This is a genomic window from Akkermansiaceae bacterium, assembly GCA_017798145.1.
In the GTDB taxonomy this organism is placed as follows: domain Bacteria; phylum Verrucomicrobiota; class Verrucomicrobiia; order Verrucomicrobiales; family Akkermansiaceae; genus Luteolibacter.
In genome coordinates, this window is record CP059069.1 from 4306270 (window position 1) to 4330659 (window position 24390).

The window sequence follows — 24390 nt, forward strand, 5'->3', positions numbered from 1 at the left end:
CCCCGGAGCCGTCCGGAAGGGTTGGTCCGGTTCCGTTTTAGGGATTGAATGATTAACTTTCCTGAAGTATCAAGCGGCCATGACATTTCTCAGGTTTCTGTTTGTCCTGGTTCTAGCATCCGGTTTTTCGGCTTGCCGGAAGAAATCGGATGCGGTGGGCAAGGAAGTCCGCGAAGCGGGATACGAGATGACGGCGGACGGCTGGTTCGGTGCGGTGGCGGGCAACGATGTGGCGGTGATGCGTAAGATGGCGGAGGGCGGATTCGATGTGAAGGTGCAGGACGGGGATGGAAATGCGGCGATGCATGTTGCTGCGGGAGCGGGTGCGGAGGGGGCGGCGGAGTTCCTCCTGAACAAGGGTTTTCCCATCGATGCACAGGGTGCGAAAGGCCGCACGCCGCTGATGGTCGCGGTTCTGGCGGACAAGCCGGCGATGGTGCAGTGGCTGCTGCGCCAGGGCGCGGATCCCATGCTCAGGGACGAGGATGGCTTCATGCCGCTGATGCTGGCGGTGACGGCCGGTGGGAAGGGATCGGTCGAAGAGCTTGCACCCTACAACCGGGATGACCTGGATTCCGCTCTGTTGCTGGCATCGATCGTCGGGCAGGCGGAGGTGATCGATGTGCTGACGAATTACGGGGCTTCCGTCTATGCGCGGATGGAGGACGGCAGGACGCCGCTCATGCTAGCGGCGCAGAACGGCCACAAGGAGGCCGCCGCGCTCCTGATCGATATCGGAGCCAGCCGTTTCGCAACCATCGAAAGCGGGGAGACGGCTCAGAGCCTTGCGGTGGCTGCGGGTCATGCGGAAATTGCGGAGCTGATCGAGAAGGGTTTTGAAGGTGACGTGCTGGCTTTGGAAACGGATGAGCAGATCGCCGTGGAGATGGAGGGATACGTGGATGAAAATGTGGCCGCCGACTTGGAAGCTGCGGGCGATGATGGTGCGTTGGCTGCGAACGATACGGGCGATGTGCCATGGAACAAGCCGGTGGCTGGACAGGGTGGGGGGCAGTTCGGTATGCTGCCGGAAAATGAGCATAGGGAGGGGAGCGGTCTTGCCGGGGAGCAGACGGGGGAAGTCCGCAATGGATTGGATGGCGAGCCCTCAGGGGCCGCAGCCGGCCCGCTGGTTCGTGGCGTTGGGTCGGTGCGGAGCCTTGGGGGGGCGACGGTCAGCGGGGCAGGCGGCAGCACCGTTCTTACTGCTGGCGAGGAGGCATCCGGTGATGCCGGCACCCCTCCCGATTCCGGGACGCCTTCCGCCTCACCGGTGGAAAAACTTCCGCTTGTGATGCGGCGTTTCCGCCAGCGGGAACTGCCTGTGGAGGTGAAAAAGGTCTTCGGAGGCGTGGCCTCGCTGCGGCTTGCTGGTGCGCCGCCGAGGGATATCGAGGTGAGCGGCGGCGAGGCCATCCCCGGCTCCGATCTGGTGGTGGTGAGGGTTTTCAGCCGCACGGAGCAAGGCAAGCTCAATGGCGGCGAGCCCATCGAGGTGGGTATCGTGGAGGTGGAGGACAGGGACAGCGGCCAAAGGCGCGAGTGGCTGGAAGGCAGGCCGGCATCTGGGCATGATCCGGTGGCGCTGGTGGAGGATGCGGCGACGGGGCGGCGATATGTGGCCAAGCCCGGACAGAAATTCCGCTCGGAGGATGGCAGGGAGTTCATCGTGAACGATGTCCGCCCGGCGCAGCTCGTCATCGAGGATGCGGAGAGCGGCGAAGTGCGCACCTTGCGCCTTCGCGGGCCAAGGGGTTAGTTTCAGGAATAAGGTTCATGGATCAGGAATTTGAAAATGACGGCGCGGCGGTCGCGGACAACGGGACGCCGGTGCGGCAGTTCTCCGTGATGCTGCCCAACCGGGCGGGCGCACTGGCTTCGCTGGTGAAATTGCTGCGTTCTTCCGCCATCGAGGTGATCGGCCTGAGCGTGCAGGATTCCCGTGATGCCACGGTGGCGCGGCTGGTGCTTTCCGATCCGGATTCCGCGGAGGCGATTTTCTGCGAGAAAGGTATCCCGCACACCACCTGCGATCTGGTGGTGATCGCACTCAGGGAAGCGGGGTCAGGCCTGCTAAAGTGCCTCGATATCCTGATGGTGGCGGAGACGAACCTGGATTTTGCATACGCCTTGCTTCCTGGGCCGGATGGCCGGGCGCTGCTGGCGATGCACGTGGAGGATTACGATTTCGCAACCTCCGTGCTGAACCGCAGCGGCTTCCGGCTGATGTATGAGGAAGATCTGGTGAGGTGAGGCGGCTCAGTTCCGCGCGCCGGGGAGCTTAGCGGGATCCACTGTTTCTGGCTCCTGGATCGCTGGCTGCTTGCGCGACTTTTTCAGCGAAGCCAGCCATGCCACGAGATCGCGGGTCTCCGAGGGTTGGAGCAGCAGCGCCATGGGCGGCATCGCGGAAACGGGCGGGGTGAAGGATGCGATGTCGCTGCGTTTCGCGCGCAGCGTTTTTTCCGGGGTGGAAATGTCCAGGTATTCCGGCGTTTCCGCGACGAGGTTGCCTCCCAGGCTGGCTCCGTTTTTGAATGTCACTGAGGTGATGCCATAGCCGGGCGCGACGACAGCGCCTGGATTCACGATGGCTTCCAAAAGGTAGCGGCGGTCATGGAGCCCGCCTATCCCTGAAAGGTTGGGGCCGGCATCACCGCCTCCGGAGTGGCCGCTCTCCTCAGCCTTGTGGCAGCGCATGCACTGGCCGCCGGGGTGGGAGGCGAAAGGGAGGGCGCCCTTCGCCACATCCCCACCCTTCAGGGACACGTTGTATTTCGCAAGCGGATCATCGCTGCTCTCAATGGCTTTTTCGAAGGCGGAGAGTGCTGTGGTCACGGCGGGATCCTTGCGGGTGGCGGCGGCGGCAAGGAGTTCGATGGCGCTGGGCGAAATGCCGTCCGCCTCCCTCAGCGAGCCCAGGTTCTTGGCGATGAAAGCTGCCGTTTCCTCGCCGGGAATCCCTGCAATGATGGGCCAGGCCTGCTGGGCGCGCCATGCGCTGCCGGTGGATACTGCTGCCTCGATGAGCGGGATCGCCGCATCCGGGGCGATTTCCGAAAGGTGGCTGAGTGCGGCGATGGCCGTGGCATCCGAGCTGTCACCTGCGAGTTTCACCAGGAAATCCTTGAGATCCGCAGGCATGCGCCTGGAGTAGAGTTCCATCGCCATGGTGCGCGCCTTGTCGGGAAGCTCGCTGTTTGCGGCGATGGCTCGCAGCGATCCGGAATCCAGGGAGGCGATGTCGATCCTGTATTGCCCGATGAATTCCAGCGCACCTGTCAGGGCGATGGCATCGCCCTTGAGGAGGCCGGGCAGTGCATCCTCGAGCGGGGAGACGATTGATTCGCGCGGGCGGGGATCGAGGGGGCGCCAATGGCCGGTGAGCTGGTCCACAGGGAAAGGCTTTTCCCAATTCGCGAGAAGGCGCAGCGATTCCATCCTGACTTCCTCGGGAAGATCCGGGTTGGCGGCGACCCTGATGATGCGGGCTGCGTTCTCTGTGGTGCCGATGCGGTATGCGTTGTGGATGAGGCGGCGCAGCATGAAGGGCGCCCATTCGCGCGTGTCGAGGGTGTCGAGCAGGGCTGCGGCGAGCGGCCGCATGTCAGTCATGTCCTTTTCGTGGATGGCGCGTATCACCTCGTCCTGAACCTTGGGATCGGTATCGTTGATGAAACGGGCGAGCTCCGTGCTGTTCATCCTGCGCAGTGCGACGACCGCGGCGAGCCGAAGGGCGGGGGAACTCTCTCCCGTGAAAATGCTGATCTGGCGTGGATTGGTTGCCATGTGTTCCAGCGCGTAGATCCCGGCGTGGCGCAGATAGACATCGCGGTTGTTGTTTTTCCGGAGGAAATCGATGACTGCGGAATAGTGGCCGATGGCTTTGGTTTTGCCGATGGCGATGCCTGCGGCGAAACGGACACGCATTGAGTCGTCGGAAAGCAGCTTGCCGAGCGGCAGCGAATCCCCGGGGATGCCGGCTTCCCCGATGACACGCAGCGCCTGGACGCGGATTTCGGGATCGGGATCCGTGAGGAAAGGGATGATGGCCTTGGCGGCTTCTTCGCGCAGCCCTTTCTTGGGTAGGGATGAGAAATCATCGGTGGCCGATGGAGCCGCGCCACGCCGCGCGAGAATGCCAAGCCCCCAGATGCCGTGGACGCGTTCGATGCGGTTTTCCGAGGCGGCGGCAGCCTTGAACACCATGGTCGCACCGTCCTTGCGTGTCAGCGCAACCTGGGCACGCAGGCGCACGCGTGAATCCGGGTGGGCGAGGAGTCTCGCAAGCTCCCCTTCGCTGCGCTGGCCGAAGCCCTCGCGGATGAGCTCCGCCGCGTGTTCGGTTTCCGCAGGGAGGTACATGTTTTCACCGGCGTTGAGGGAAAGCAAGCGGCCGTCCTCGTGGGTCTGCCATCCGGTGACAAAGTCGGTGATGAACACGCGCCCGTCGAAGGAATATTCGACATCCGTGGCTGCCACGCCCCAGTTGAACTGGCGGGCGTCGGTCATTTTCATGCCGCCGCCGTCCGGCTCCACCGCGAAGGACCAGATCCCGGAGCTTGCCGCGCCGCCCTTGTAGTCGCAGATGAGGAAACGGCCTTTTTCGCTTTCCAGGAAACCTGCGCCGGGATGGTAGGTCAGGCCGGAGGGGCCTGCGGTGAGGTAGTCGGAAGGCGGAAGCATGTAGGCGGGCTGGGAATCGTTGCGCAGCTCCCACATTCTCTCATCCATCCAGCGGCTGGGCGGGCGTTTCTCCAGACCGATCTGGCGGTGGAAGGTGTGCATCGCCTGGTGCTCCATCTGCCAGCCGGAGTCCCCACCCTCGACGATGTAAACGACCCTTGCGCGGTCTCCCTGATCTGAGTTGTTGTCGACGGTGATCGCATTGCCTAGTTCATCGAAGGCGATTTCCTTAGGGTTGCGCAGCCCGGTGTGGACGATCTCGAAGCCAGAGCCGTCCGGCTCGAAGCGGAACACCGCGCCTTCGTCGGGATAGTTGTATTCCTTGCCCTCCTTGGTGATGAGCGAGTAGCCGCGGTCGCCCATCGTGCCATAAATCCGCCCGTCCGGGCCGAGCGTGAAACCGTTGAGATCGTGGCCGGATAGGGAGATGCGCACACCGAAGCCGTCCTGAACCACTTTTTTCTCATCCGCCACGCCATCGCCATCCGTGTCGCGGAGCTTGTAGATCTTCGGGATGCAGGCGAAGTAGAGGCAGCCGTCGTAGAAAAACACGCCTGCTGCGGTGCCATCGAGGACGTCGTTGTAGCCGTCGGAAAACACCTTGGATTCGTCGAGCGTGCCGTCGCCGTCCGTATCGGAGAGGCGGCGTATCACCTCGCTTTCCTTGGTCATGTAAGCGTGGGAAAGTTTTTTCTCCCATTTCTTGTGGAGGGCGCGGCGGTCTTCCGTTTTCCTGGCCTGGAGATCATCGAGATACCAGTAGAGATGGTTCCTGTCGTCCTCAATGCCGCGGCGGAAACGGTGGGTCTCGGCGATATAGACATTGCCCTGCTCGTCGAAGGTGAGGGCGGTGGGGGACATGACTTTTCCATCCCCGTAGCTGGCCTCGATGTTCAGGGTGCTGCCGTCCGGGATGGTCGTGCCCTCGATCACGTGTGAAGCGACGAGACCTTCGATGAACGGTTTTCCGTTCCTCGTGGAAACCGGGAACTTGGTGTTTGCGTAGCTTGAGAAAACGATCTCATCCACCGCGATGAATCCCCATTCGCCCTTGGCTCCATCGACGATCCGAAGGCGCGCCCGCTTCCCCTTGAGGGCGGAGACATCGAATTGCCCGGAGCCGAACCTCATGCTGCGCGATCCGGTGGCCTCCATCACGGCCTTGCCATCGATGAGGAGCTGAAACGCGGTTTTTCCCGCCGTATCGCCACCCGCGATGAGGAAGGCGATGTAGGGTTCCCTGATCGTGAACTCGGGCGATGTGAGAGTGCCCGTCGCGTCATCTCCGCCATGGGCCGAGAGCGCGAAGGCCTCGTTCGCATAGGCACCAAAGGAGGATTTCATCCCATCGAGCTTGCCGTGGACGGGAGAGAGTCCGAAGGCTTGCCCCTCCGCCTGCCATTCGCCGAAGCCGTCGCCCTCGAAGGACTCGAATGCGGCGTGAGCCGGGAGATATGCTGCGACAAGTAAGAATGCAGCGAGTAACGAAGGGCGCGGATGTTTCATGGGATCGGAAGTGACGGCCGGCGATGCCGCCGGGCACCGCAAGAGATAGGCGCGGATCCCGCCATTGCCAAACGCAAAGCGGCGTTCAGCGGGGGATGGTGAGCACCTGGCCGGGGCGGATCAAATCCCCGGAAATACCGTTGGCACGGCGCAATGCGCTCAGGCCGATGCCATGCCTGCTGGCGATCCTTGAGAGGTTGTCGCCCTTCTTGACCGTGTATTTGACCACCACGGGTTTCGGTTTGGGCTTCGGCTTGACCACCACGGGCTTGGGTTTGGGCTTCGGCTGGCTTACCTCAGGCCGTGGCTGGACAACTGCGATTTCCGGCGGCTTCTGTGCCGGCGGTGTCTCCTTCTTCGCAAAGAGAGGTTTTGGCTTGGGATTCTGGGTTGGGGCCGCAGGCCGGTACCATTTGTCAGGCTGATCCACCCATTCCTCGATGTAGTTTCCCCGGCTGTCGAAGGGGCCGGTGACGGCGTTGGTTTGGGGCGCGGTTCTGGTGCCGCATTGTGTGAGAAGCGGTGCAAGGAGCCAAGGTGCCAGAGTGCGGACAGGAAAGCGCATCGGCGGGTATGATGAAGGATTGCTACGGATATGCAAAGCATTGTTGCGGTTTGGCGTGATTTTCCACAGGCAGGCATTTTGGCGCAATCGGGTTCCGCGCTTGCCGGAGCCAACCGGAAAAGGCTAATCAAGGGCATGATTGGAATTGTCCTTGGATCGGGTTTGGGTGTTTTGGCGGATCAGGTGAAGGTGACGCGGGAGGTCGGTTTCAAATCGGCGGGGCTCGCCGTTTCCACAGTTCCCGGCCATGAGGGGAAATTCGTTTTTGGCAAGCTCGGTGGCTGCGAGGTCGTCCTGATGAAAGGCCGGGTCCACCTTTACGAAGGCCATCCCGCACAGGCGGTCACGGCTGGGGTGCGCTGGATGGCGGAGCACGGCGTCGATTCCCTGATTCTGACCAATGCAGCAGGAACCCTGAACCCCGATTTCGAGCCGGGCGGATGGATGATGCTTTCCGATCACCTGAATCTAACATCTACGACACCCCTGGTAGGTGCGAGCTTCATCGACATGGGCAATGTGTACGACAAGGCATGGCGGCTGGAGTTCCTGAAAGCGGCATCGGAGTCTGGCGTGGATCTCAGCGAGGGTGTGTATGCCGGTCTGCGCGGCCCGCAATATGAGACGCCTGCCGAGGTGCGGATGCTGCGCACGCTTGGTGCGGATGCCGTCGGCATGAGCACTGTGCTGGAGGCGATCCAGGCGCGGGCGCTGGGAATGCGCGTCGCCGGATTCTCGTGTCTCACCAATTGGGCGGCGGGCATGCAGGAAACCCTTGATCACGAGGAAGTTCTCGAAACCGGGAAAGCGGCCGGCGCAGTGATGGTGCGGCTGCTGGAGAAAGTGCTTGGCGGGCCTTGATAACAGGGCGGGTTCCCTATCCGGGCTTCACCCGGCCGCATCACGCATGGTGCAGCAGGATCGAGTTCGCGGCGAAATGATCCGAGAGGATGTCCGAAACGATGACCATGGGTGTGCCCGGGCGGACAAGTCCCAGTTCGCGGAGCTGGGCGGTGGCGCGCTGGATGGTTTCCTCGATGTTGGATGCGAAGGATGTCCTGAAGGGGCGGACGCCGCGAGTCAGCGAAAGCTGGCGGCAGACGCTTTCCTTGGGGGTGAAGGCGTAAAAGGCACCTGTCTTGGGGCGCATCATGGCCACGTTGTTGGCGAGCACCCCGCGCCGCGTTAGCACGACAAGGCGTGCGTCCGGGAGCGAATCCGCGAGGGTGACGGCCGCACGGGCGGTCTTTTGGCGCTCGTCGCGGAGGATGACGTTCTGGCCGAAGCCGTGGCCACCGGAGCGCTCGATGCGGGAGGAAATGCGGACAAGCGCCTCCACGCAGCGTTCCGGATAGCGCCCGACGGAGGTTTCTCCGGAAAGCATCAGGCAATCGGCCTCCTCGTAGGCGGCGTTCATGACATCGGTCACCTCGGCGCGGGTGGGCGTGGGGTTGGTGATCATGGATTCGAGCAACTGGGTGGCGACGATGACCCGTTTGCTCAGCTCATGGCAGCGCTTCACGATGCGGCGCTGCAGGATGGGCAAGTCCTCGAAATCAACCTCTATGCCGAGATCACCCCGCGCAATCATGATCGCATCCGCGGAACGGATGATGGAGTCGATGTTTCGGACGGCTTCCTGATCCTCGATCTTCGCCACGATCTGCGCCTCGCCCTCGAGCTTCTCCATCGCGCCGCGCAGCTCCTCGACGTGGGCTGCGTCTCGCACGAAGGAACCGGCGATGAAATCGGCACCGCATTCCACGGCCAGCGCGAGATCCTTGTGATCCTTTTCCGTGAGCGCCGGGAGGTTCAGGCGGACTCCAGGGAGGTTGATGTGGCGGCGGGAACCCATGGTTCCAGGCGTGCGGACATCACAGATGATGCGGTCTTCGGAGGCCGTTTCGATGCGCATGAGCAGCGCGCCGTTGTCCACCACGAGGGTGTTGCCCGCCTTCACGTCTCCCATCAGGCCGGGATAGTTCACCGTGGTGGAAAGCGGGGTGGAAGCCTCCGCATCCGCACGGCGGAACTCGACCTTGTCGCCCTCTTTCAGTTCGTAGGGCTTCTCAAGATCGCCGGTGCGTATCGAGGGGCCGGTTAGATCGAAAAGGACGGCGGTGTGTGCGTTGCGTTTTTCCGATTCGGCGCGGATGAGCCTGGTCATCTCCGCCGCCCATTCGTGCTTTGCGTGGCTCATGTTGAGGCGCATGACATTTACCCCGCCATCAATCAGTTTCCCGATCATTTCCTGTTCCTGTGTGGCCGGGCCGAGTGTGACGATGAGCTTTGTTTTGCGTGGCATGGGTAGGGAGGGGTAATCGGTTTGCGACTGATCAAGTTGAAGAAGCAGGGGACATGCCGCAGTGAGGAAATGCAAGACCCGGATTGCAACCGATTGGGAATGCGTGTGCTGGGTGGCTGCATATTCGGGCGTTGCACCCAAATCCGGATACTTCCACCCGACAAAAAAGGCCGTGATGGAATTCCATCACGGCCTTTTCCTAAGAAGGTGAGCCTAGCGTCTGCGGCGGAGGAAGAATGCAGCAGAGAACAGAACCATGATTGCTGCGGAAGGCTCCGGGATAGGCATGAAGCCTGATCCGGTGAGGAAGAATCCGCCCATCTCGAAGTAGTTGGCGGGTTTATAGACGCCATTGGTGTCCTCCGCGTGGCCTCCTCTGCTGCTGATCTTCGCGAGGTAGTTTCCTGCTGCGAAATTTCCTCCGCTGCTGAATGTGTTGGTCAGGGTGTCGGGAGCTTCTGTGCCATTACCAAGAGATTGGGTGCCATCCGCGTTGAAGATTTCAAGAATTCCGCGGAAAGTTCCCACACCATCAGCAACGCCGGCTTCAAGATACTGGGTGCTGTTGTTCAGGGTAAGGGTGATGGCTTGCGTTCCGTCTGTTGCAAAGCTGAAGTAGTCCGAGGTGTAATTTGATGATCCGATTGCCTGCGGATCGGATTCACTTTTCGGAACGATGATACCCGATGACATCACGTAGTTGACGGTTCCATCGGAATTTACTGCCAGCACGCTGGCGGTGGCGATGCTTTTGCCCACCCCGTCGTCGATGAACTTGAGGTCAACTCCGCCCATTCTTCCGGCAGTGTTGGCAGCTGCTGCGGTGTTGGTGGAGAGCATGGTTTTTACGTCGTTCTGCTGTTCTTGGGAACCGTTTGGAAAAACGGTGCCGTCACGCCAAACAACGCGCTGGTTGCCGGAGGCTTGCCCCATGATTGCCACGTAAGAACCGTTGCCAGATACTGTGTCGCCAAGGCCGTATTCATTTACAGCGCTTGTGTTTACGGAGGAACCGGTAGTGAAATCGCCTTGATGAATGAGTCCGAATGCGTGGCCGTTCTCGTGTGCGGATACCGCGCCGATGTAGTCGCCGTTGATGATTCCGCCTGTGGCGGAACCCGCCTGGGCTTCCGAGAACATCCAGTTGGTGTGGGCACCACTGGCTGTCGGGTCGTTACCGGCGGCGATTCCAAGCCCCGATACGCCATCGGCACCATCATCATACCATTTACTCTGCGGGGTGAGGCTGCCTTGTGCCGGAGCGGATGTTCTGATCTGAGAACCAACCACGGTGTGCAGCATGTTTGGGGTGGCATCGTAGTAGGCCTGGCGCTGTGCATCGTTCGCAGCCTGGCCGGCTGCGACTGCTGGATCGACCGTGGTGACATTCACATCGAATCCTGTGTAGGATTGGGCGAGGCGTGCCCAAATTTTCTTGATTTGGGCCTGTTCGGCAGCATCGAACGAGCCTGTGCTATTGGTAGCATCGCGGTTGACGGCAGGAGTGAATCCAGGGGAGGTTGCGTGGCCATTCCAAAGTCCATTGTAGTCGAAACCACCCACGTTGAGGTAGATGGTGTATGCTGCACCGGGGCGGCTGCTAAGCTGCGGGATAGCGGTCATTTGAGCCGCGAGCGATCCGACGCCTGCTAAGATGGTGAGGAAACCGGCGAGCAATTGCTTACGACCGGAGAGGCGAGAGGCACTAAGGCCGTTAAATCTTAATGTTTTCATGGGAACGTATGTAGAAAGCACCACGATTTTAATTTTAGAGCCGATCAATTTTCAAGTATAATTAAATTATTTTAACGCCTAGAAACCCAAGTGGTTTCTCACAAATGGTAAAAAAATCACTCCGAATGATTGCTCCGGGGTGGCTTTTGAAGGGAAACTATAGAAGCAATCCTAGCCCTGCTCTATCGTCTTCTCCGTCGTGGCGTCGATGACGGCGAAGCGCTCGCGGTTGAGGGTGGGATCGGAGCGGAAAATGAGGCGCCCGGAGTGGGAGCGCTCGAGTTCCACAAGGACTTTCGCGTCTTCCTGCTTGAAGCGGTTGAGGACGTCCGAGTTCACAACGACGATGAGGTCTCCGACCTGGTCGCGGCGGGACTGGATGACGGTGTTGAGGCGGCGCTGGATCTCGATGGACATGGTCATCGGGGTTTTCACCCGGCCGCGACCCTGGCAGTAGGGGCAGGGCTCGTACATCGAGTCGCGGAGGGATTCGTTGAGGCGCTGGCGGGTCATTTCCATGAGGCCGATGGCGGAGATCTGGAGGATCTGGGTCTTGGCCTTGTCCTTTTTGACGCGTTCCTTCATGGCCTTGTAGACGGCCATCTGGTCGCGGCGGTGGCGCATGTCGATGAAGTCCACGACGACCAAGCCGCCGATGTTGCGGAGGCGGAGCTGGCGGGCGACCTCCTCGGCGGCCTCGACGTTGGTCTGGAGGATCATCTTATCGACATCCTTGGAGCCGCGGTTGCGGCCGGTGTTAACGTCCACGGAGATGAGCGCCTCGGTCTCGTCGATGACGATGTAGCCGCCACATTTCAGCCAGACCTGGCGGGAGAATGCCTCGTCGATCTGTTTCTGGATGTTAACCCGCTCGAAGATCGGCTGGTTGGCGGTGGGGAGGTGGTGGATGCGTCGCTTGGCGCGGCGGGAGATTTTTCCGGCGATCTCGCGGATGAGCTCGGTGGTTTCCGCATCGTCGCATAGCACTCGGTCCACTTGTTCGGTGAGGAAATCCCTAGCGGTGCGCTCGATGAGGTTCGGCTCCTGGAAGACGCAGCAGGGGGCGGGGTTGTTGGCTCGGCGGTTGTCGATGGAGTCCCATTGCTCAAGGAGCATGGCTAGATCGCGGACGAAGTGGCGGGCGCGTGTGCCTTGGGCGACGGTGCGCATGATGATGCCCATGCCTTCCGGGACGGAGAGGTTCTGGACGATGCGGCGGAGGCGCTGGCGTTCCTTGGGATCCTCGATTTTCCGTGAAATCCCGAACTGCTCGGTGAAGGGCATCAGCACGAGGTAGCGGCCGGCGAGGGAAATGTTCGTGGTGACGCGCGGCCCCTTGGTGCCGATGGGTCCCTTGGAGACCTGGATGACTATTTCCGAGCCGATCGGGTAGATGGAAGGAATGTCCTTGGAGGTGATTTTCTTCTGCTGCTTCTTTTTACCCTCGCGCTCGATTTCCTCAAGGCCGCCATCGAGTGCGGCGGGGATGGCGTCCCAGAAGTGGAGGAATGCGTTCTTATCCAGGCCGATGTCCACGAACATGGCTTTCAAACCTTGCTCGATGTTTTTGACACGGCCTTTGAAGATGCCTCCGACGATGTTCTGATCACCCTCTCGCTCCACGGTGTATTCCTCGAGGACACCGTCCTCCAGGAGTGCGACGCGGCGCTCAAGCTTCTCTACGTTTACGATGATGGTGTTGCCTTGGGATGGGTCGGTGTTGCCGATGCCTAACAGTCTTTTGATTTTCTGGATCACGTGATGTGTGTTGGTTGGAAATTATGGTTCTGGTATTTTGGAAACGGTTCACTCCTCGATGGGTGTGGCACGCGGGATCACTTGACCTTCACGGTCCGTTTCCTGGGTGATTGTTGGTTTGGGAGAGATTTCGGTGGGGAGGGTGCCGGTTGGCAGCTCGGGTAGCACCTCGCCGACCTCGTTGCCGGTTTCTCCGATTTCATCGGGATCTGCGTCTGGGGTGGCGCCGGGAGGTGCGACTGGGATTTCCGAGGCCTCAATGGCCGCGAGGATGTCCTCGGGCGGCTCGATGGCCTTTATGAATTCCAGGTTTCCCTTGTATTCGGTCTGTGGCTTGAGCGGTAGCCTCATGCCCTGCTCCTTAGCGAAGAGACCCGTGTAAACGATCTTGGTAAGCGGGCCGCAGACACCGCCGCCGGAGCCGGCCGCCTGCGACATGATGACGACGGCATAGCGCGGCTCATCGAAGGGGGCGAAGGAGATGACCCAGGAGTTATTGGACTTCTGGCCGTTGTCCACGGTCTGGGCGGTGCCGGTCTTGGCGGCGATCTCCACATCATCCATGCGGACTTTTCCGGCCGTTCCGCCGGCCTCGTTGACGGCCATCCACATGCCTTTGCGCACCAGCTCGATATCGGTTTCCTTCACGCCGGAGCGGAGCAGGTCGATGACGAGTTCCGGATGGTCAGGGACAAGGACGGTGCCGTCCTCTGCGGTGACCTTGCGGACGATCCTGGGCCTGAAGTATTTTCCGCCGTTGGCGACGGTGGCGGTCATGGCGGCGAGCTGGATGGGGCTGGCCATGGTGTCGCCTTGGCCGATGGAGAGGAATGCGGTGAGTGCGGGCGTCATGACCGCGCCGGGAAGCGCCGCACGCCATTGGCGGGAGCCGGGAAGGATGCCGGGATCCTCATTGGGCAGCTCGATCCCGGTTTTCTTGCCAAGGCCGACCATGGAGAAGCCGTCCACCATGGCTTTGGAGCCCATGGTGTTGGCGAGGCGGTTGAAGTAGGGGTTGCAGGATTGCTGGATGGCCTTGGGCAGGCTGATGGAGCCATGCCTGCCCTTGGATTGGTTCCACAGCCAGCAGCCTACAGGGTGCTTGCCATACATGACGAAGCCGTCGCAGGTGAAATTCCGCGTCGCCATGCCCTGGACTGCACCGGCGATGGCGGTGGGGATTTTCATGGTGGAACCGGGCGTGAAGGATGTGATGGCCCGGTTGGTGAAGGGGGATAGCTGCTTGTTGGAGTTGTAGGAAATGAATTTCTCGCGGGAGATGGATGGGATGAAGGCGTTGGGATCGTAATCCGGGACGGAGGCCATGGCGAGCACCTCGCCGGTGCGGACGTCCATGACCACCCCGGCGGCGCGCCCTGCACGGCGGAGCGTGTTTTCTAGCAGAAACTGGATACGGGCGTCGATGGCCAGCTGGACTTCCGCGCCGATGCCCGGCCTGGTGTAGTCGAGTATTCCCATGGTGCGGCCTTTCTCGTCCTTGAGCACCGTCTTGCGCCCTTCCGGGCCGCGGAGGTATCTGTCCATGGTGGCCTCGATGCCTGCGATGCCTTTTTCGTCGCCGACATAGTGGTCGAATTCGCGTTTTTCCGCAGAGGTGATCTCCCCTTTTTCCCATTGCTTCAGGTAGCCGAGAACATGGGAGGCGAGGGTGCCGTAGGCGTACTGGCGCTGCGGGCGAATGCTTAGGGTGACACCGGGGAACTCGAGGTTCCTCTCCGCAAGGCGGGAAAAATCCTCATAGGTGAGATCCGCGCGGTAGGTGAAAGGCACCAATCCGCCGTGGGTGAGGTAGTGGGTGCGGAGGGCGGCGGCGTTGTAGTTTTTCGCCATTCCGAGCTCCTGGAGCGGCTTGATCGTCCATTGGTTCACGATGGCGACGATATCCTTTTCCGAGCGTTTCCTGGGCAGGCCGTTCTGGGTGGTGAGGCGATCGAGGGTGGGGCTTTCGTCGTGCTGGAGCCGGTAGGCTGCGGCGATCTCATCGAGGTTGAAGGATACGACGTAATTCCTGAGGTTGCGGGCGAGGGGGATGCCGTTGCGGTCCGTGATCTCGCCGCGTATCCCCGGCTCGCGGACGGTGACGGTGCGGTTCCCCGGCACCTGGGCGAGGAATTCCGCCTGCCGCTCGATCTGGAATTCATGGAGCCGGGACAACAGGGTGCCGAAACCCACGAGGATGAGGGCGGTCAGCAGGTAGAGCCTGAGTCTGAAGCGAGGTTCCATGGTTGTCGTGTCAGCGTTTGCGGTTTTTTCCCGCTTCCGGATAGAGCGAGTGGCCGAAGGCTTTTGCAAGCAGGAAGAGCAGCCAGAAGATGAGGGGTGAAAACAGCATGGTAAGCAGCGAAGTGTAGGACATCAGCCGGATGATGGAGCGGCTGATGACGAAATCGCCCCGGACGAAGGAGATCAGGCAGTAGTCTGCGGCGAGGTAGAGGAAGGTGGCGATGCCGGTGAGGGCTGCGGAGAAATGCCATTTCCCTTGGCGGAAAAGGGGGTTGAGCCCCTGCATCAGGAAGCCCATGGCTCCGAAAAGCAGGATGGAATAGCCGAAACGCAGGGATTCCACCGGCTGGGTGTATACCTCAGGATCCGCTATCATGGGGGCAAGCGATGTGTGGGCATCCCACAGGATGCCGCCGATGAAGGCGAGCACTAGCATCGTCGGCGTGGCGACCGTCACTGCGGCGCACAGGAAAACGAGGTGGACGAGGAGGATGCGGGCATGGCTCAGGCCGGTGAGCGCGGGCACGAACTGCTGCACCATGAATGCGGCGAGTAGCAGGAGGATGGTGCTGACGTTGTATCGGAGCAAGGTTTTCCGGGAGGTTCAGTGGTTTTCCGAAAGGACGACGAAGACTGTGCCGAGATCGCTGAGATCGACGGCGGGCTTGACCAGCGCCTCGGAATCAAGCGCACCCCTCTCGATGGAGACGATGCTGCCGACGAGGATGTTCGGCTGGAAGATCCCGCCTCGACCGGTGGTGAAGACGCGCTGGCCGGGCTTGAGGGAGGCGTTCTTCGAGAGGAAACGGAGGCGCAGCAGCGGGTTGCGGTCGAACTCGCCGCGCTGACCGCTGAGGATGCCTACCTCGGGCGATCCCTCGACGCGGACGGAGACCTGGCATTTCTCGTCGGTGATGAGGAGCACGGATGAGCGTTGCTTGAAGGGGCGGTCGATGATGCCGACGAGGCCGTCGTTGGAAAGCACGGAAAGCTGGATGCCGATGCCGCGGTCTTCCCCCGCATCGATCTCCATGGTCTGCCACCACGTCGTCGGGTGGCGGCGTATGATCTGTGCGGCGACGACATCGAAGTTCGTCGCTTTCTTGAAATCCAGGGCATGGCGGAGCTCGGAGTTCTCGCGTTCCAGCGCCTTGAAGCGGGACTCGATGATGCGCAGCCGCCCGATCTCGCCGCGTATCGTGGAAAGCTCCGCCTCGAGTTCCTTCGAGTGCTTCGTTTCCGTTAGCAGCGCACGGGCTTTCGTTTCGAGTGCCGATCCGGATTTGAGGGTGGGGGAGATGGCCTTGAAATAGGCGACCTGGATTTCGCGCACGACGGTCTCGCTGCGCGTAAGCGCCCATGTCGCTCCCGCGAGGAAGAGAAGCAATGCGATCAGGTTGAGCGGTTTCATGGCCGTTGGGATTCCCCCTGCGGGGAGCCTCCGGGGCTCAGCGGTCGGTGTTCGTGACGCGCTTCAGGAGTGCAAGTTCCTGGAGCGCCTTGCCGGTTCCCTCCGCCACTGCGCTGAGGGGATCCTCGGCGACGTGGACGGGAAGTCCGGTTTCCTCACGGAGAAGACGGTCGAGCCCCTTGAGCAGGGCGCCGCCACCGGCCAGCACGATGCCGCGGTCGACAAGGTCGGCGGCAAGCTCCGGAGGGCAGCGTTCAAGGGTTGTGCGGACTGCGTCCACGATGGTGTTGAGAGGATCCGCCATTGCCTCGCGGATTTCCTGCGAGGTGATGGTGATGGTTTTCGGAAGGCCTGCGACGAGATCGCGGCCCTTGACCTCCATGGTCATCTCCTTGGGGAGAGGTGCTGCGGAGCCCAGGCGGATCTTGATTTCCTCGGAAGTGCGCTCACCGATCATCAGGTTGTAGGCGCGCTTCATGTATTGGATGATGGATTCGTCCAACTCGTCCCCGGCGGTGCGGACGGAGCGGGCATAGACGATGCCGGAAAGGGAGATCAGGGCGACCTCGGTGGTGCCGCCGCCGATGTCGACGATCATGTTTCCGGAAGCCTCCTGCACCGGCAGGCCCACGCCGATCGCGGCGGCCATAGGTTCCTCGATGAGATAGACCTCGCGGGCGCCGGCCTGCTCGGCGGATTCGCGCACGGCGCGGCGCTCCACCTCGGTGATGCCGGATGGGATGGCGATGAGCACGCGCGGGTTGGAGCGGCGACCCTTGTTCACCTTCTTGATGAAATGCCGGAGCATTGCCTCCGTGACCTCGAAATCGGCGATGACCCCGTCCTTGAGCGGGCGGATGGCGACGATATTGCCAGGGGTGCGTCCCAACATGCGTTTTGCGTCGTCGCCGACCGCCAGAACCTCATTGGTTCCGGCTTTCACGGCGACCACGGAGGGCTCGCGCAGGACGATTCCATGGTCTTTGACATTGATAAGGGTGTTCGCGGTGCCGAGGTCGATCCCGATGTCGCTGGAAAACATGTTTCCGAAAAGATTTTTGAACATGAAAGGCTTGTTGGTGGAAAGGTTTGGTAATGAACGGTTTGAAATGGAAAATTACGATTCTCCCGTGTGCCCTGCCGACCCGGGTTTCGTGCCGCACGCGCGGATTTCGAGAGGTCGCTGGCAAAGCCCTGCGGAAGAAGGGGAGAATCGGAGCGCAGCAGGGGGCCGTCAAGCCGGAAACAACGTTCCACATAATTGCTTCCAATGTTCCACGGCGGGAGCTGTGGTGGGTTCCGGCTGCCAAGTGGGTTGAAATCCGATAACGATAATCTACCTTGCTCTCGACTTTCCGCCATTTCCGAACATCTTGCCCCTCTCTATTACCGCACCTTCTGATGATCGTAAGCATTTTCAATGACGTGATCGGCCCCGTGATGCGCGGGCCGTCGAGTTCCCACTGCGCCGCCGCGCTACGGATCGGACGCCTGGCACGTGAGCTGATGGATTGCGATTTCACCGATGTCCTCGTCGAGTTTGACCGCGAGGGCTCGCTGCCGACCACCCACGACACCCAAGGCTCCGACATGGGGCTTTTCGGCGGACTGATGGGCTGGGATGCTGATGACGAACGGCTTCCCGGCTCCATGCGGACGCTCGGCGATACAGGGGTGCGCATCTCCATAGAGACGGTGGAAGCCGGGGATCCGCATCCGAACACCTATCGGCTCACTCTTCGCAGTGATCAGGAAGTGCATACATTGCGCGCCATTTCCACGGGCGGCGGAATGATGGAGGTGATCGACATCGACGGCTTCAGCGTCTCCATGTTCGGCGATTGCCACGAGACCCTGATCTGGGCCGATGGCAAAGAAGACGAGGTGGTTGCGGGGATCATGGCGAATTTTGAGGCGGATGAAATCATCCTCCATAAGTCCGGAGGGCGGCGTATGTTCGAGGTGAAGGCTCCGTCATTCGTTGGCGAAGAAATCCTTTCCAAGATGCCCGGCGTCACCTGCGTGAAGCGCCTTTCGCCCGTGCTTCCCGTGATGTCGCGCAAGGACACGGCGGTTCCCTACACCACCTGCGAGGAAATGCTCGTCCACGACGCGGGCAAGGGCACCCCGTTGTGGAAACTGGCGGTGAACTATGAGATGGCGCGCGGCGGCCTCACCGAGGAAGAGGTCATCGCGAAGATGGTCAGGATCGTCAAAATCGTCCGCCGATCCATCGCCCAAGGCATCGCCGGCACGGAATACGATGACCGCGTGCTTGGCCACCAGTGCGGGCGTTTCGATGAGTTGATGCGCGACGGGAAATTGCTGGATGGCGGCGCCCTCAACCGCATCATCCTCTATGTCACCGCTTTGATGGAGGTGAAAAGCTCGATGGGTGTCATCATCGCAGCGCCCACCGCCGGTGCCTGCGCCGCACTGCCCGGAGCCGTCGTGGCGATGGCTGAGAGCATGGGGCTCGGTGAGGACGAAATGGCAAAAGCCCTCCTCGCCAGCGGAATCATCGGGGTCTTCATCGCCACCCGCTGGACCTTTGCGGCGGAGGTCGGCGGTTGCCAGGCGGAGGGCGGTTCTGCGGCAAGCATGGCGGCGGCGGCGCTCGTCACCTTGGCAGGCGGCCCTCTGGATCAGGCGGTCGCCGCATCTTCCATGGCTTTCCAAAGCATGATAGGCCTGATCTGCGATCCCATCGCGAACCGCGTCGAGGCGCCCTGCCTCGGCAAGAATGTGATGGCGGCCGCCAACGCCCTTTCCTGCGCAAACATGGCGCTCGCCGGCTTCGACCAGGTGATCCCGCTCGACGAGGTCATCGAGACCGCGAAGCAGGTGGCCAAGCAGATGCCGCGCGAAGTCCGCTGCACGAATCTCGGCGGACTCTCCATCACCCCGACAGCGATCGCCCTTGAGAAAAAACTCGCCGAACGCCGTGCCGCCTCCTGTGGCTCGGGTTGCGGCTGCTGAAAGCTTTTCCTAACAGAATCCATGGACTCCACCCGCCGCCAGGCACTCAAGACAATCGCCGCGATGGCGACAGTGCAATTCGTCCCGAGCCGCGTTCTCGGCCTCAACGGCCAGACCCCGCCCTCGGAGGAACTCACCAAAGGCATCATCGGCTGCGGAGGCATCAGCGCCCAGCACCTCAAGATGCCCGGGAAGCTGCTCGCGCTCTGCGATGTGGACACCGGGCATCTCTCGCAGCGGATGAAGCAGTCCGGCGGAGAGGAAGCGGGCATCACCGGCTATTCCGATTTCCGCAAACTCATCGCCCGCGATGACATCGATATCGTCCACATCGCCACCCCGCCTCACTGGCACGCCATCATGGCCATCGAGGCCGCCAAGGCGGGCAAGGACATCTGGTGCGAGAAGCCGATGAGCCGCACCATCGGCGAAGGTCTCGCCATGGTGAAGGCAGTCGAGGCTCAGAACCGAATCTTCCGCCTGAACACATGGTTCCGCTTCAAGGACAATTTCTACGGCATGGGTACCCCCGTTTCTTCCCTGAAAAAAGCCGTCGATGCGGACATGCTCGGCTGGCCGCTCAAGGTTACCGTTTCCGGCGTGACCGGCTTCGACTGGAAGCTCAATACCTGGGCAGGAAAACCCGGCCTCCCGCCCGAGCCCGTCCCGCCGGAGCTCGACTACGACCTGTGGCTTGGGCCTGCCCCGAAGAAGCCCTACAACAGCCAGCGTGTCCACGCGAAGTTCCGCGGCTACTGGGACTACGACGGCGGCGGCCTCGGCGACATGGGCCAGCATTACCTCGATCCCGTCCAATATCTGTTAGGCAAGGACGCAGAGGCGCCCGTCTCCGTGGAAATCGATGCCGACCCGCAGGACGCGGAGGCCGTCGGGACATGGCGGCGGATGGAATTCACCTACGCAGACGGCTGCAAGATTGTCCTCGACGGCGAGAACAAGGACAAGGAAGCCGCCTACATCGAGGGGCCGAAGGGGAAAATCTACCGTGGTTTCAAATCCGACATACCGGATTTCGAGAAAAAGGTCGCCGCCCTGCCGGAGCCCCGTGCCCAGGAAACCGATTTCCATGAATGCGTCCGCACCCGGAAAAAATTCGCGCTCAACGAGCAGAACGGCTTCTGGTCCTGCACCATCGTCAACATGGGTGTCACAGCACACCGCCTCAACAAGAACCTCAGGTTCGACTCCAAGGCGCTCAAGTTTGATGATCCCGCCGCCAACGCGCTGATGGACCAGCCCATGCGCGAGCCGTGGGAAATCGGCGTGTGATCCGGGGGCGTTTCGCGTTGTGCGGTCATCGTCACCGATGGAAGGCGGAATCCGATTTCTACTCGCCAAGCCGGATGCGCGGTAGGAAAGTGAACCCGATGAGCGCGAAGACCAGAAAGCCGGTGGCCAGGGAACTATTGTTCGGGGATCTGTGGGAGTTCGATCCCGCCCCGGAGTCGGCTCCGGCGGAGATCGCGGATCGCTACAAGCTTTTCATCGGCGGAAAATTCGTCGATCCGAAGTCCAAGAAGTGGTTCGACTCGATCAGCCCGCGGAACGAGGAAAAGGTTTCCGAGATCGCCCTGGCGAATGCGGCGGATGTGGATGCAGCCTATGCCGCGGCGGCGAAAGCCTTCCCCGCCTGGTCGAAATTGCCGGGCGCGGAGCGCGGGAAATATCTCTACCGGTTGGCGCGGCTGCTGCAGGACAGGGCGCGGGAGTTCGCTGTGGCGGAAACGATCGATGGAGGAAAGCCGATCAAGGAGGCTCGCGATTTCGATGTCCCGATGGCGGCTGCGCATTTCTTTTACCACGCGGGTTGGGCGGACAAGCTTTCCTACGCAGCCCCCGGAAAAGACCTCAAGGCGCTCGGCGTCGTCGGGCAGGTGATCCCGTGGAACTTTCCGCTGCTGATGCTGGCGTGGAAACTCGCGCCTGCCCTCGCACTGGGAAACACAGTGGTGCTGAAACCGGCGGAGAGCACTTCGGTGACCGCATTGAAATTCGCTGAACTGATCCTCGATGCGGGCTTGCCTCCCGGCGTGGTCAACATCGTCACCGGCTTCGGCGAAACGGGCGGTGCCATCGTTAAACATCCCACGGCGGCGAAGATCGCCTTCACCGGCTCGACGGGTGTCGGGAAATGGATCCAGCGGGAACTCGCAGGCACCGGGAAACGCCTGACGCTTGAACTGGGCGGCAAGGGCGCGAACATCGTTTTCGAAGACGCCGCCATCGACCAGGCGGTGGAGGGAATCATCAACGGGATCTTCTTCAACCAAGGCCACGTCTGCTGCGCGGGCTCACGCCTGCTCGTGCAGGAAAGCATCGAAAGCGAGGTGATGCGCAAGCTGAAGCTGCGGATGAAGACCCTGAAAGTCGGCGATCCGTTAGACAAGAATACCGACATCGGCGCGATCAATTCCAAGCGCCAATGGGAGCGCATCACCGAACTGGTCGGCGATGGAGTGAAGGAAGGCGCCGAAATTTTCCAACCGGAATGCAAGCTGCCGAAGAAAGGTTTTTACTTCGCCCCAACTCTGCTTGGCGCTGTCACCCAGAGCCACCGCGTAGTGAAGGAAGAGATCTTCGGCCCCGTGCTTTCCGTGCTCACCTTCCGCACGCCGGAAGAGGCGGTGGAAAAGGCGAACAACACCGCCTACGGCCTCAGCGCCGGGGTTTGGACGGACAAGGGATCGAAATATCTACAGGTAGCCTCGCAGTTGAAAGCAGGCGTGGTATGGGGGAACTCCTTCAACAAGTTCGACCCCACATCGCCCTTCGGCGGCTTCAAGGAGTCCGGCTTCGGCCGCGAGGGCGGGCGGCAGGGCTTGTTGGAGTATGCGGAGTTGGGCTAGGGATCCCCACGTCATTTCGCTTCGGGACAGATCAATTCCACCTTCGGGAAGTAGGTCTGATAGGGGGCGGTGTCCCGGGTGAGGATGGGGATGCCGAGGGCTTCCGCGTGTCCGCCCGTTTGGTGCGGGTGATCGCCTCGTCCGACCAGTCGGCCCAGATCGGATCTTCGGTGACGACGTCGAGAACGACATTGCTGTCAATCCTGGGAAGGTTTGGTTTTTGGGAAACTCTTTTTTATCAAGGAACCGCGATTCCACGCCAATGGACGCGGATCCCGGAAAGCATGCTTAAAAATTCCCGCTCTCGGACAATGCCCATTCCAGCTTCGCTTTGGGAGTTCTTCCTTGGCGCACTCTGCGTCTCAGCGGTTCGAATTTCTTCTCTTCATTCGCGTGAATTCGCGGTGAAAATGCAAAACGAGGTGACCGTAGGTGTGGGTCAGTCCGGTTTGGCCTGCCCGATACGTGTTTGTCATGCCATGGCTGCTAGGTAGTCTGGGGCATGGAAACAAAGCATTTCGACTACGTGGTTATCGGTGGCGGCAGCGCCGGGTATGCGGCGGCGCGGACGGCAAGGGAGACGTTCGGAAACGTCGCCATCATCGAGGACGCGGAGGAACTCGGAGGCTTGTGCATCCTGCGCGGGTGCATGCCTTCGAAGACCCTGATCTATTCCGCAGAGGTGCTGCACCTTGCCAAGGAGGGGAAAAAATTCGGGCTGAATATCTCCGGTGCGGAGATGGATATGGCCGCGCTTCATCAGCGCAAACTCGATGTCATCGGCGATTTCACTTCCTACCGGCGTGAGCAGCTCGAATCGGATCGCTTTCACCTCATCCGCGACCGGGCGTTTTTCGTGGATGAAAAAACGGTGGATCTTGCCAATTCCGGACAACGGATCACGGCGGATCATTTCATGATCGCGACGGGTTCCGTGGTCAACACGCCGGACATCCCCGGCCTCCGGGAAACTCCGCACTGGACGAGCGATGATGTGCTGGATCTCGATTTCCTGCCGGAGTCTGTCATCGTCCTCGGCGGCGGCATCGTGGCCTGCGAGCTCGCGCAATTCCTGAACAGGGCGGGATCAAAAGTCATCCAGATCCAGCGCAGCCCCATCATCCTCAGGGAGACGTCGGAGGATGCGGCAAAGGTTGTCATGCAGGCGTTCCGCGACGAGGGCATCGAGCTTCATACGGACACCGCGCTGGAAAGCGTCGCACAGGAAGGCGGCGAGTTCGTCGTCCGTTTCCGCCAGGGCGGGGAAGCTCGGGAAGCCCGCGCCGCCCATCTCTTCAACGCGCTCGGCAGGAAGCCCAATGTCTCCGGCCTGAAACTGGAAAACGCCGGGGTGAAGACAAGGAAGTCCGGGCATATCGAGGTCGATGGCATGCAGCGGACCGCCAACCCGCGCATTTATGCCGCAGGCGATGTCACCGGGCCGCATGAGATCGTCCACATCGCGATCATGCAGGGTGAGGTCGCCGCGCAACATGCCGCCGGAAAATGCCCGAACCCGGTGAACTACGATGGCAGGACGGGCGTCGTCTTCACCGATCCGCAGATCGCCGGTGCGGGGATTCCCCTGGAGGAGGCCGAGGCAAAGGGCATCCGCACGGTGGTCGCGGACTACCCCTTCGACGACCACGGGAAATCCATCCTCATGGACGCGAAATACGGATACGTGAAAGCCTGGGCGGATCGCGACAGCGGCAAGTTGATCGGAGCGGAATGCGTCGGCAAGGATGCCGGGGAGCTCATCCACGCCATGGCCGTCGCCATCACCCTCGGCGCGACCCCGGCGGACTTGCTCAAGGTCCACTGGTATCACCCCACCCTCAGCGAAATCTGGAGCTACCCGCTGGAGGAATTGGCGGAGGAACTGGGGAAGTCAAAACCATGAAAATCATCCATACAATCGCAGCCGTGGCCGTGCTGGCATCGCAATCCAGTTGCATCCTCATTACAGATGCGGCAACGCGCCTGGCCTACGACCTGGAAGCCGGGGCGAAGAAGCTGGAAGCATCGGGCCAGAGCGGGCTGGAGGTGAAACACCGGCCTCTCCCTTTCCCGGATGGGGTGAAGGGCGATTACTTTGTCTGGCTCCAGGCGGTGCGAAGCGACAAGCCGAATAGCGGGACCCTGGCGGTGGGAGCCGTCAATGGGAGGCGTTTCGGAACCTCCTATCATCTGAATTACATGACCGTGCGCAAGGACTTGAGAATCCGGAAAAAGGCGGGCGAACCGACCTACCTCATGCTCAGCAAGACGGGCCTTGCCGACGAAGCAAACCTGAGAGGCGACAAATCGATCGAGGTCATATCGATCAGGTAGT

17 protein-coding genes are annotated in these 24390 nt (G+C 61.2%); 8 read left to right on the forward strand and 9 right to left on the reverse strand.

The window, feature by feature from the left end; genetic code table 11:
• Window positions 1-79: 79 nt before the first annotated feature.
• Window positions 80-1759, forward strand: coding sequence for an ankyrin repeat domain-containing protein (locus tag HZ994_18435; protein ID QTN34212.1), 1680 nt, complete (start codon window positions 80-82; stop codon window positions 1757-1759).
• Window positions 1760-1776: 17 nt separating this feature from the next.
• Window positions 1777-2253 carry an acetolactate synthase gene (locus HZ994_18440; protein QTN34213.1) on the forward strand — a complete coding sequence of 159 codons (477 nt, stop codon included), beginning with the start codon at window positions 1777-1779 and terminating at the stop codon, window positions 2251-2253.
• Window positions 2254-2259: 6 nt separating this feature from the next.
• On the opposite strand, the gene HZ994_18445 is transcribed toward HZ994_18440, so the two are convergent.
• Window positions 2260-6192, reverse strand: coding sequence for a HEAT repeat domain-containing protein (locus HZ994_18445; GenBank protein ID QTN34214.1), 3933 nt, complete (start codon window positions 6190-6192; stop codon window positions 2260-2262).
• 85 nt (window positions 6193-6277) lie between these two features.
• Window positions 6278-6757, reverse strand: a complete 480-nt coding sequence (locus tag HZ994_18450) for a LysM peptidoglycan-binding domain-containing protein (protein ID QTN34215.1) — start codon at window positions 6755-6757, stop codon at window positions 6278-6280.
• Window positions 6758-6892: 135 nt separating this feature from the next.
• On the opposite strand from HZ994_18450, the gene HZ994_18455 reads away from it, so the two are divergent.
• The gene (locus HZ994_18455) at window positions 6893-7618 is read left to right on the forward strand and encodes a purine-nucleoside phosphorylase (GenBank protein QTN34216.1); all 726 of its coding nucleotides are present in this window, start codon (window positions 6893-6895) and stop codon (window positions 7616-7618) included.
• A gap of 40 nt (window positions 7619-7658) precedes the next feature.
• Here HZ994_18455 and pyk read toward each other — a convergent pair whose 3' ends face one another.
• The 7 genes from pyk to HZ994_18490 form a co-directional block, all read right to left on the reverse strand.
• Entirely contained in the window at window positions 7659-9062 is a 1404-nt protein-coding gene (gene pyk, locus HZ994_18460; GenBank protein ID QTN34217.1) for a pyruvate kinase, read from the reverse strand.
• A gap of 213 nt (window positions 9063-9275) precedes the next feature.
• Window positions 9276-10796 (reverse strand): hypothetical protein, encoded by a 1521-nt coding sequence (locus HZ994_18465; GenBank protein ID QTN34218.1) that lies wholly within the window; start codon window positions 10794-10796, stop codon window positions 9276-9278.
• A 171-nt stretch (window positions 10797-10967) separates the two neighbouring features.
• A complete protein-coding gene (locus HZ994_18470; protein QTN34219.1) occupies window positions 10968-12554 on the reverse strand; it encodes an Rne/Rng family ribonuclease in 1587 nt (528 codons plus the stop codon).
• A gap of 48 nt (window positions 12555-12602) precedes the next feature.
• The gene (locus HZ994_18475) at window positions 12603-14798 is read right to left on the reverse strand and encodes a hypothetical protein (protein QTN34220.1); all 2196 of its coding nucleotides are present in this window, start codon (window positions 14796-14798) and stop codon (window positions 12603-12605) included.
• A gap of 10 nt (window positions 14799-14808) precedes the next feature.
• Window positions 14809-15387 carry a hypothetical protein gene (locus HZ994_18480; protein ID QTN34221.1) on the reverse strand — a complete coding sequence of 193 codons (579 nt, stop codon included), beginning with the start codon at window positions 15385-15387 and terminating at the stop codon, window positions 14809-14811.
• Window positions 15388-15402: 15 nt separating this feature from the next.
• Window positions 15403-16209: a rod shape-determining protein MreC gene (locus HZ994_18485; protein ID QTN34222.1), complete on the reverse strand. Its 807-nt coding sequence runs from the start codon at window positions 16207-16209 to the stop codon at window positions 15403-15405.
• Between the two features lie 37 nt (window positions 16210-16246).
• Window positions 16247-17275 carry a rod shape-determining protein gene (locus HZ994_18490; GenBank protein ID QTN34223.1) on the reverse strand — a complete coding sequence of 343 codons (1029 nt, stop codon included), beginning with the start codon at window positions 17273-17275 and terminating at the stop codon, window positions 16247-16249.
• 335 nt (window positions 17276-17610) lie between these two features.
• Between HZ994_18490 and HZ994_18495 the strand changes: the two genes are divergently transcribed.
• The 5 genes from HZ994_18495 (at window position 17611) to HZ994_18515 (ending at window position 24389) form a co-directional block, all read left to right on the forward strand.
• A complete protein-coding gene (locus HZ994_18495) occupies window positions 17611-19188 on the forward strand; it encodes an L-serine ammonia-lyase, iron-sulfur-dependent, subunit alpha (GenBank protein QTN34224.1) in 1578 nt (525 codons plus the stop codon).
• A gap of 21 nt (window positions 19189-19209) precedes the next feature.
• Window positions 19210-20478: a Gfo/Idh/MocA family oxidoreductase gene (locus HZ994_18500; protein ID QTN34225.1), complete on the forward strand. Its 1269-nt coding sequence runs from the start codon at window positions 19210-19212 to the stop codon at window positions 20476-20478.
• A gap of 98 nt (window positions 20479-20576) precedes the next feature.
• Window positions 20577-22055, forward strand: coding sequence for an aldehyde dehydrogenase family protein (locus HZ994_18505; GenBank protein ID QTN34226.1), 1479 nt, complete (start codon window positions 20577-20579; stop codon window positions 22053-22055).
• Window positions 22056-22557: 502 nt separating this feature from the next.
• Complete coding sequence (locus tag HZ994_18510; GenBank protein ID QTN34227.1) at window positions 22558-23958, forward strand: NAD(P)/FAD-dependent oxidoreductase; 1401 nt, start codon at window positions 22558-22560, stop codon at window positions 23956-23958.
• Window positions 23955-24389 (forward strand): hypothetical protein, encoded by a 435-nt coding sequence (locus tag HZ994_18515; GenBank protein QTN34228.1) that lies wholly within the window; start codon window positions 23955-23957, stop codon window positions 24387-24389. The genes HZ994_18510 and HZ994_18515 overlap by 4 nt, the downstream gene beginning before the upstream one ends.
• Window position 24390: the final 1 nt, after the last annotated feature.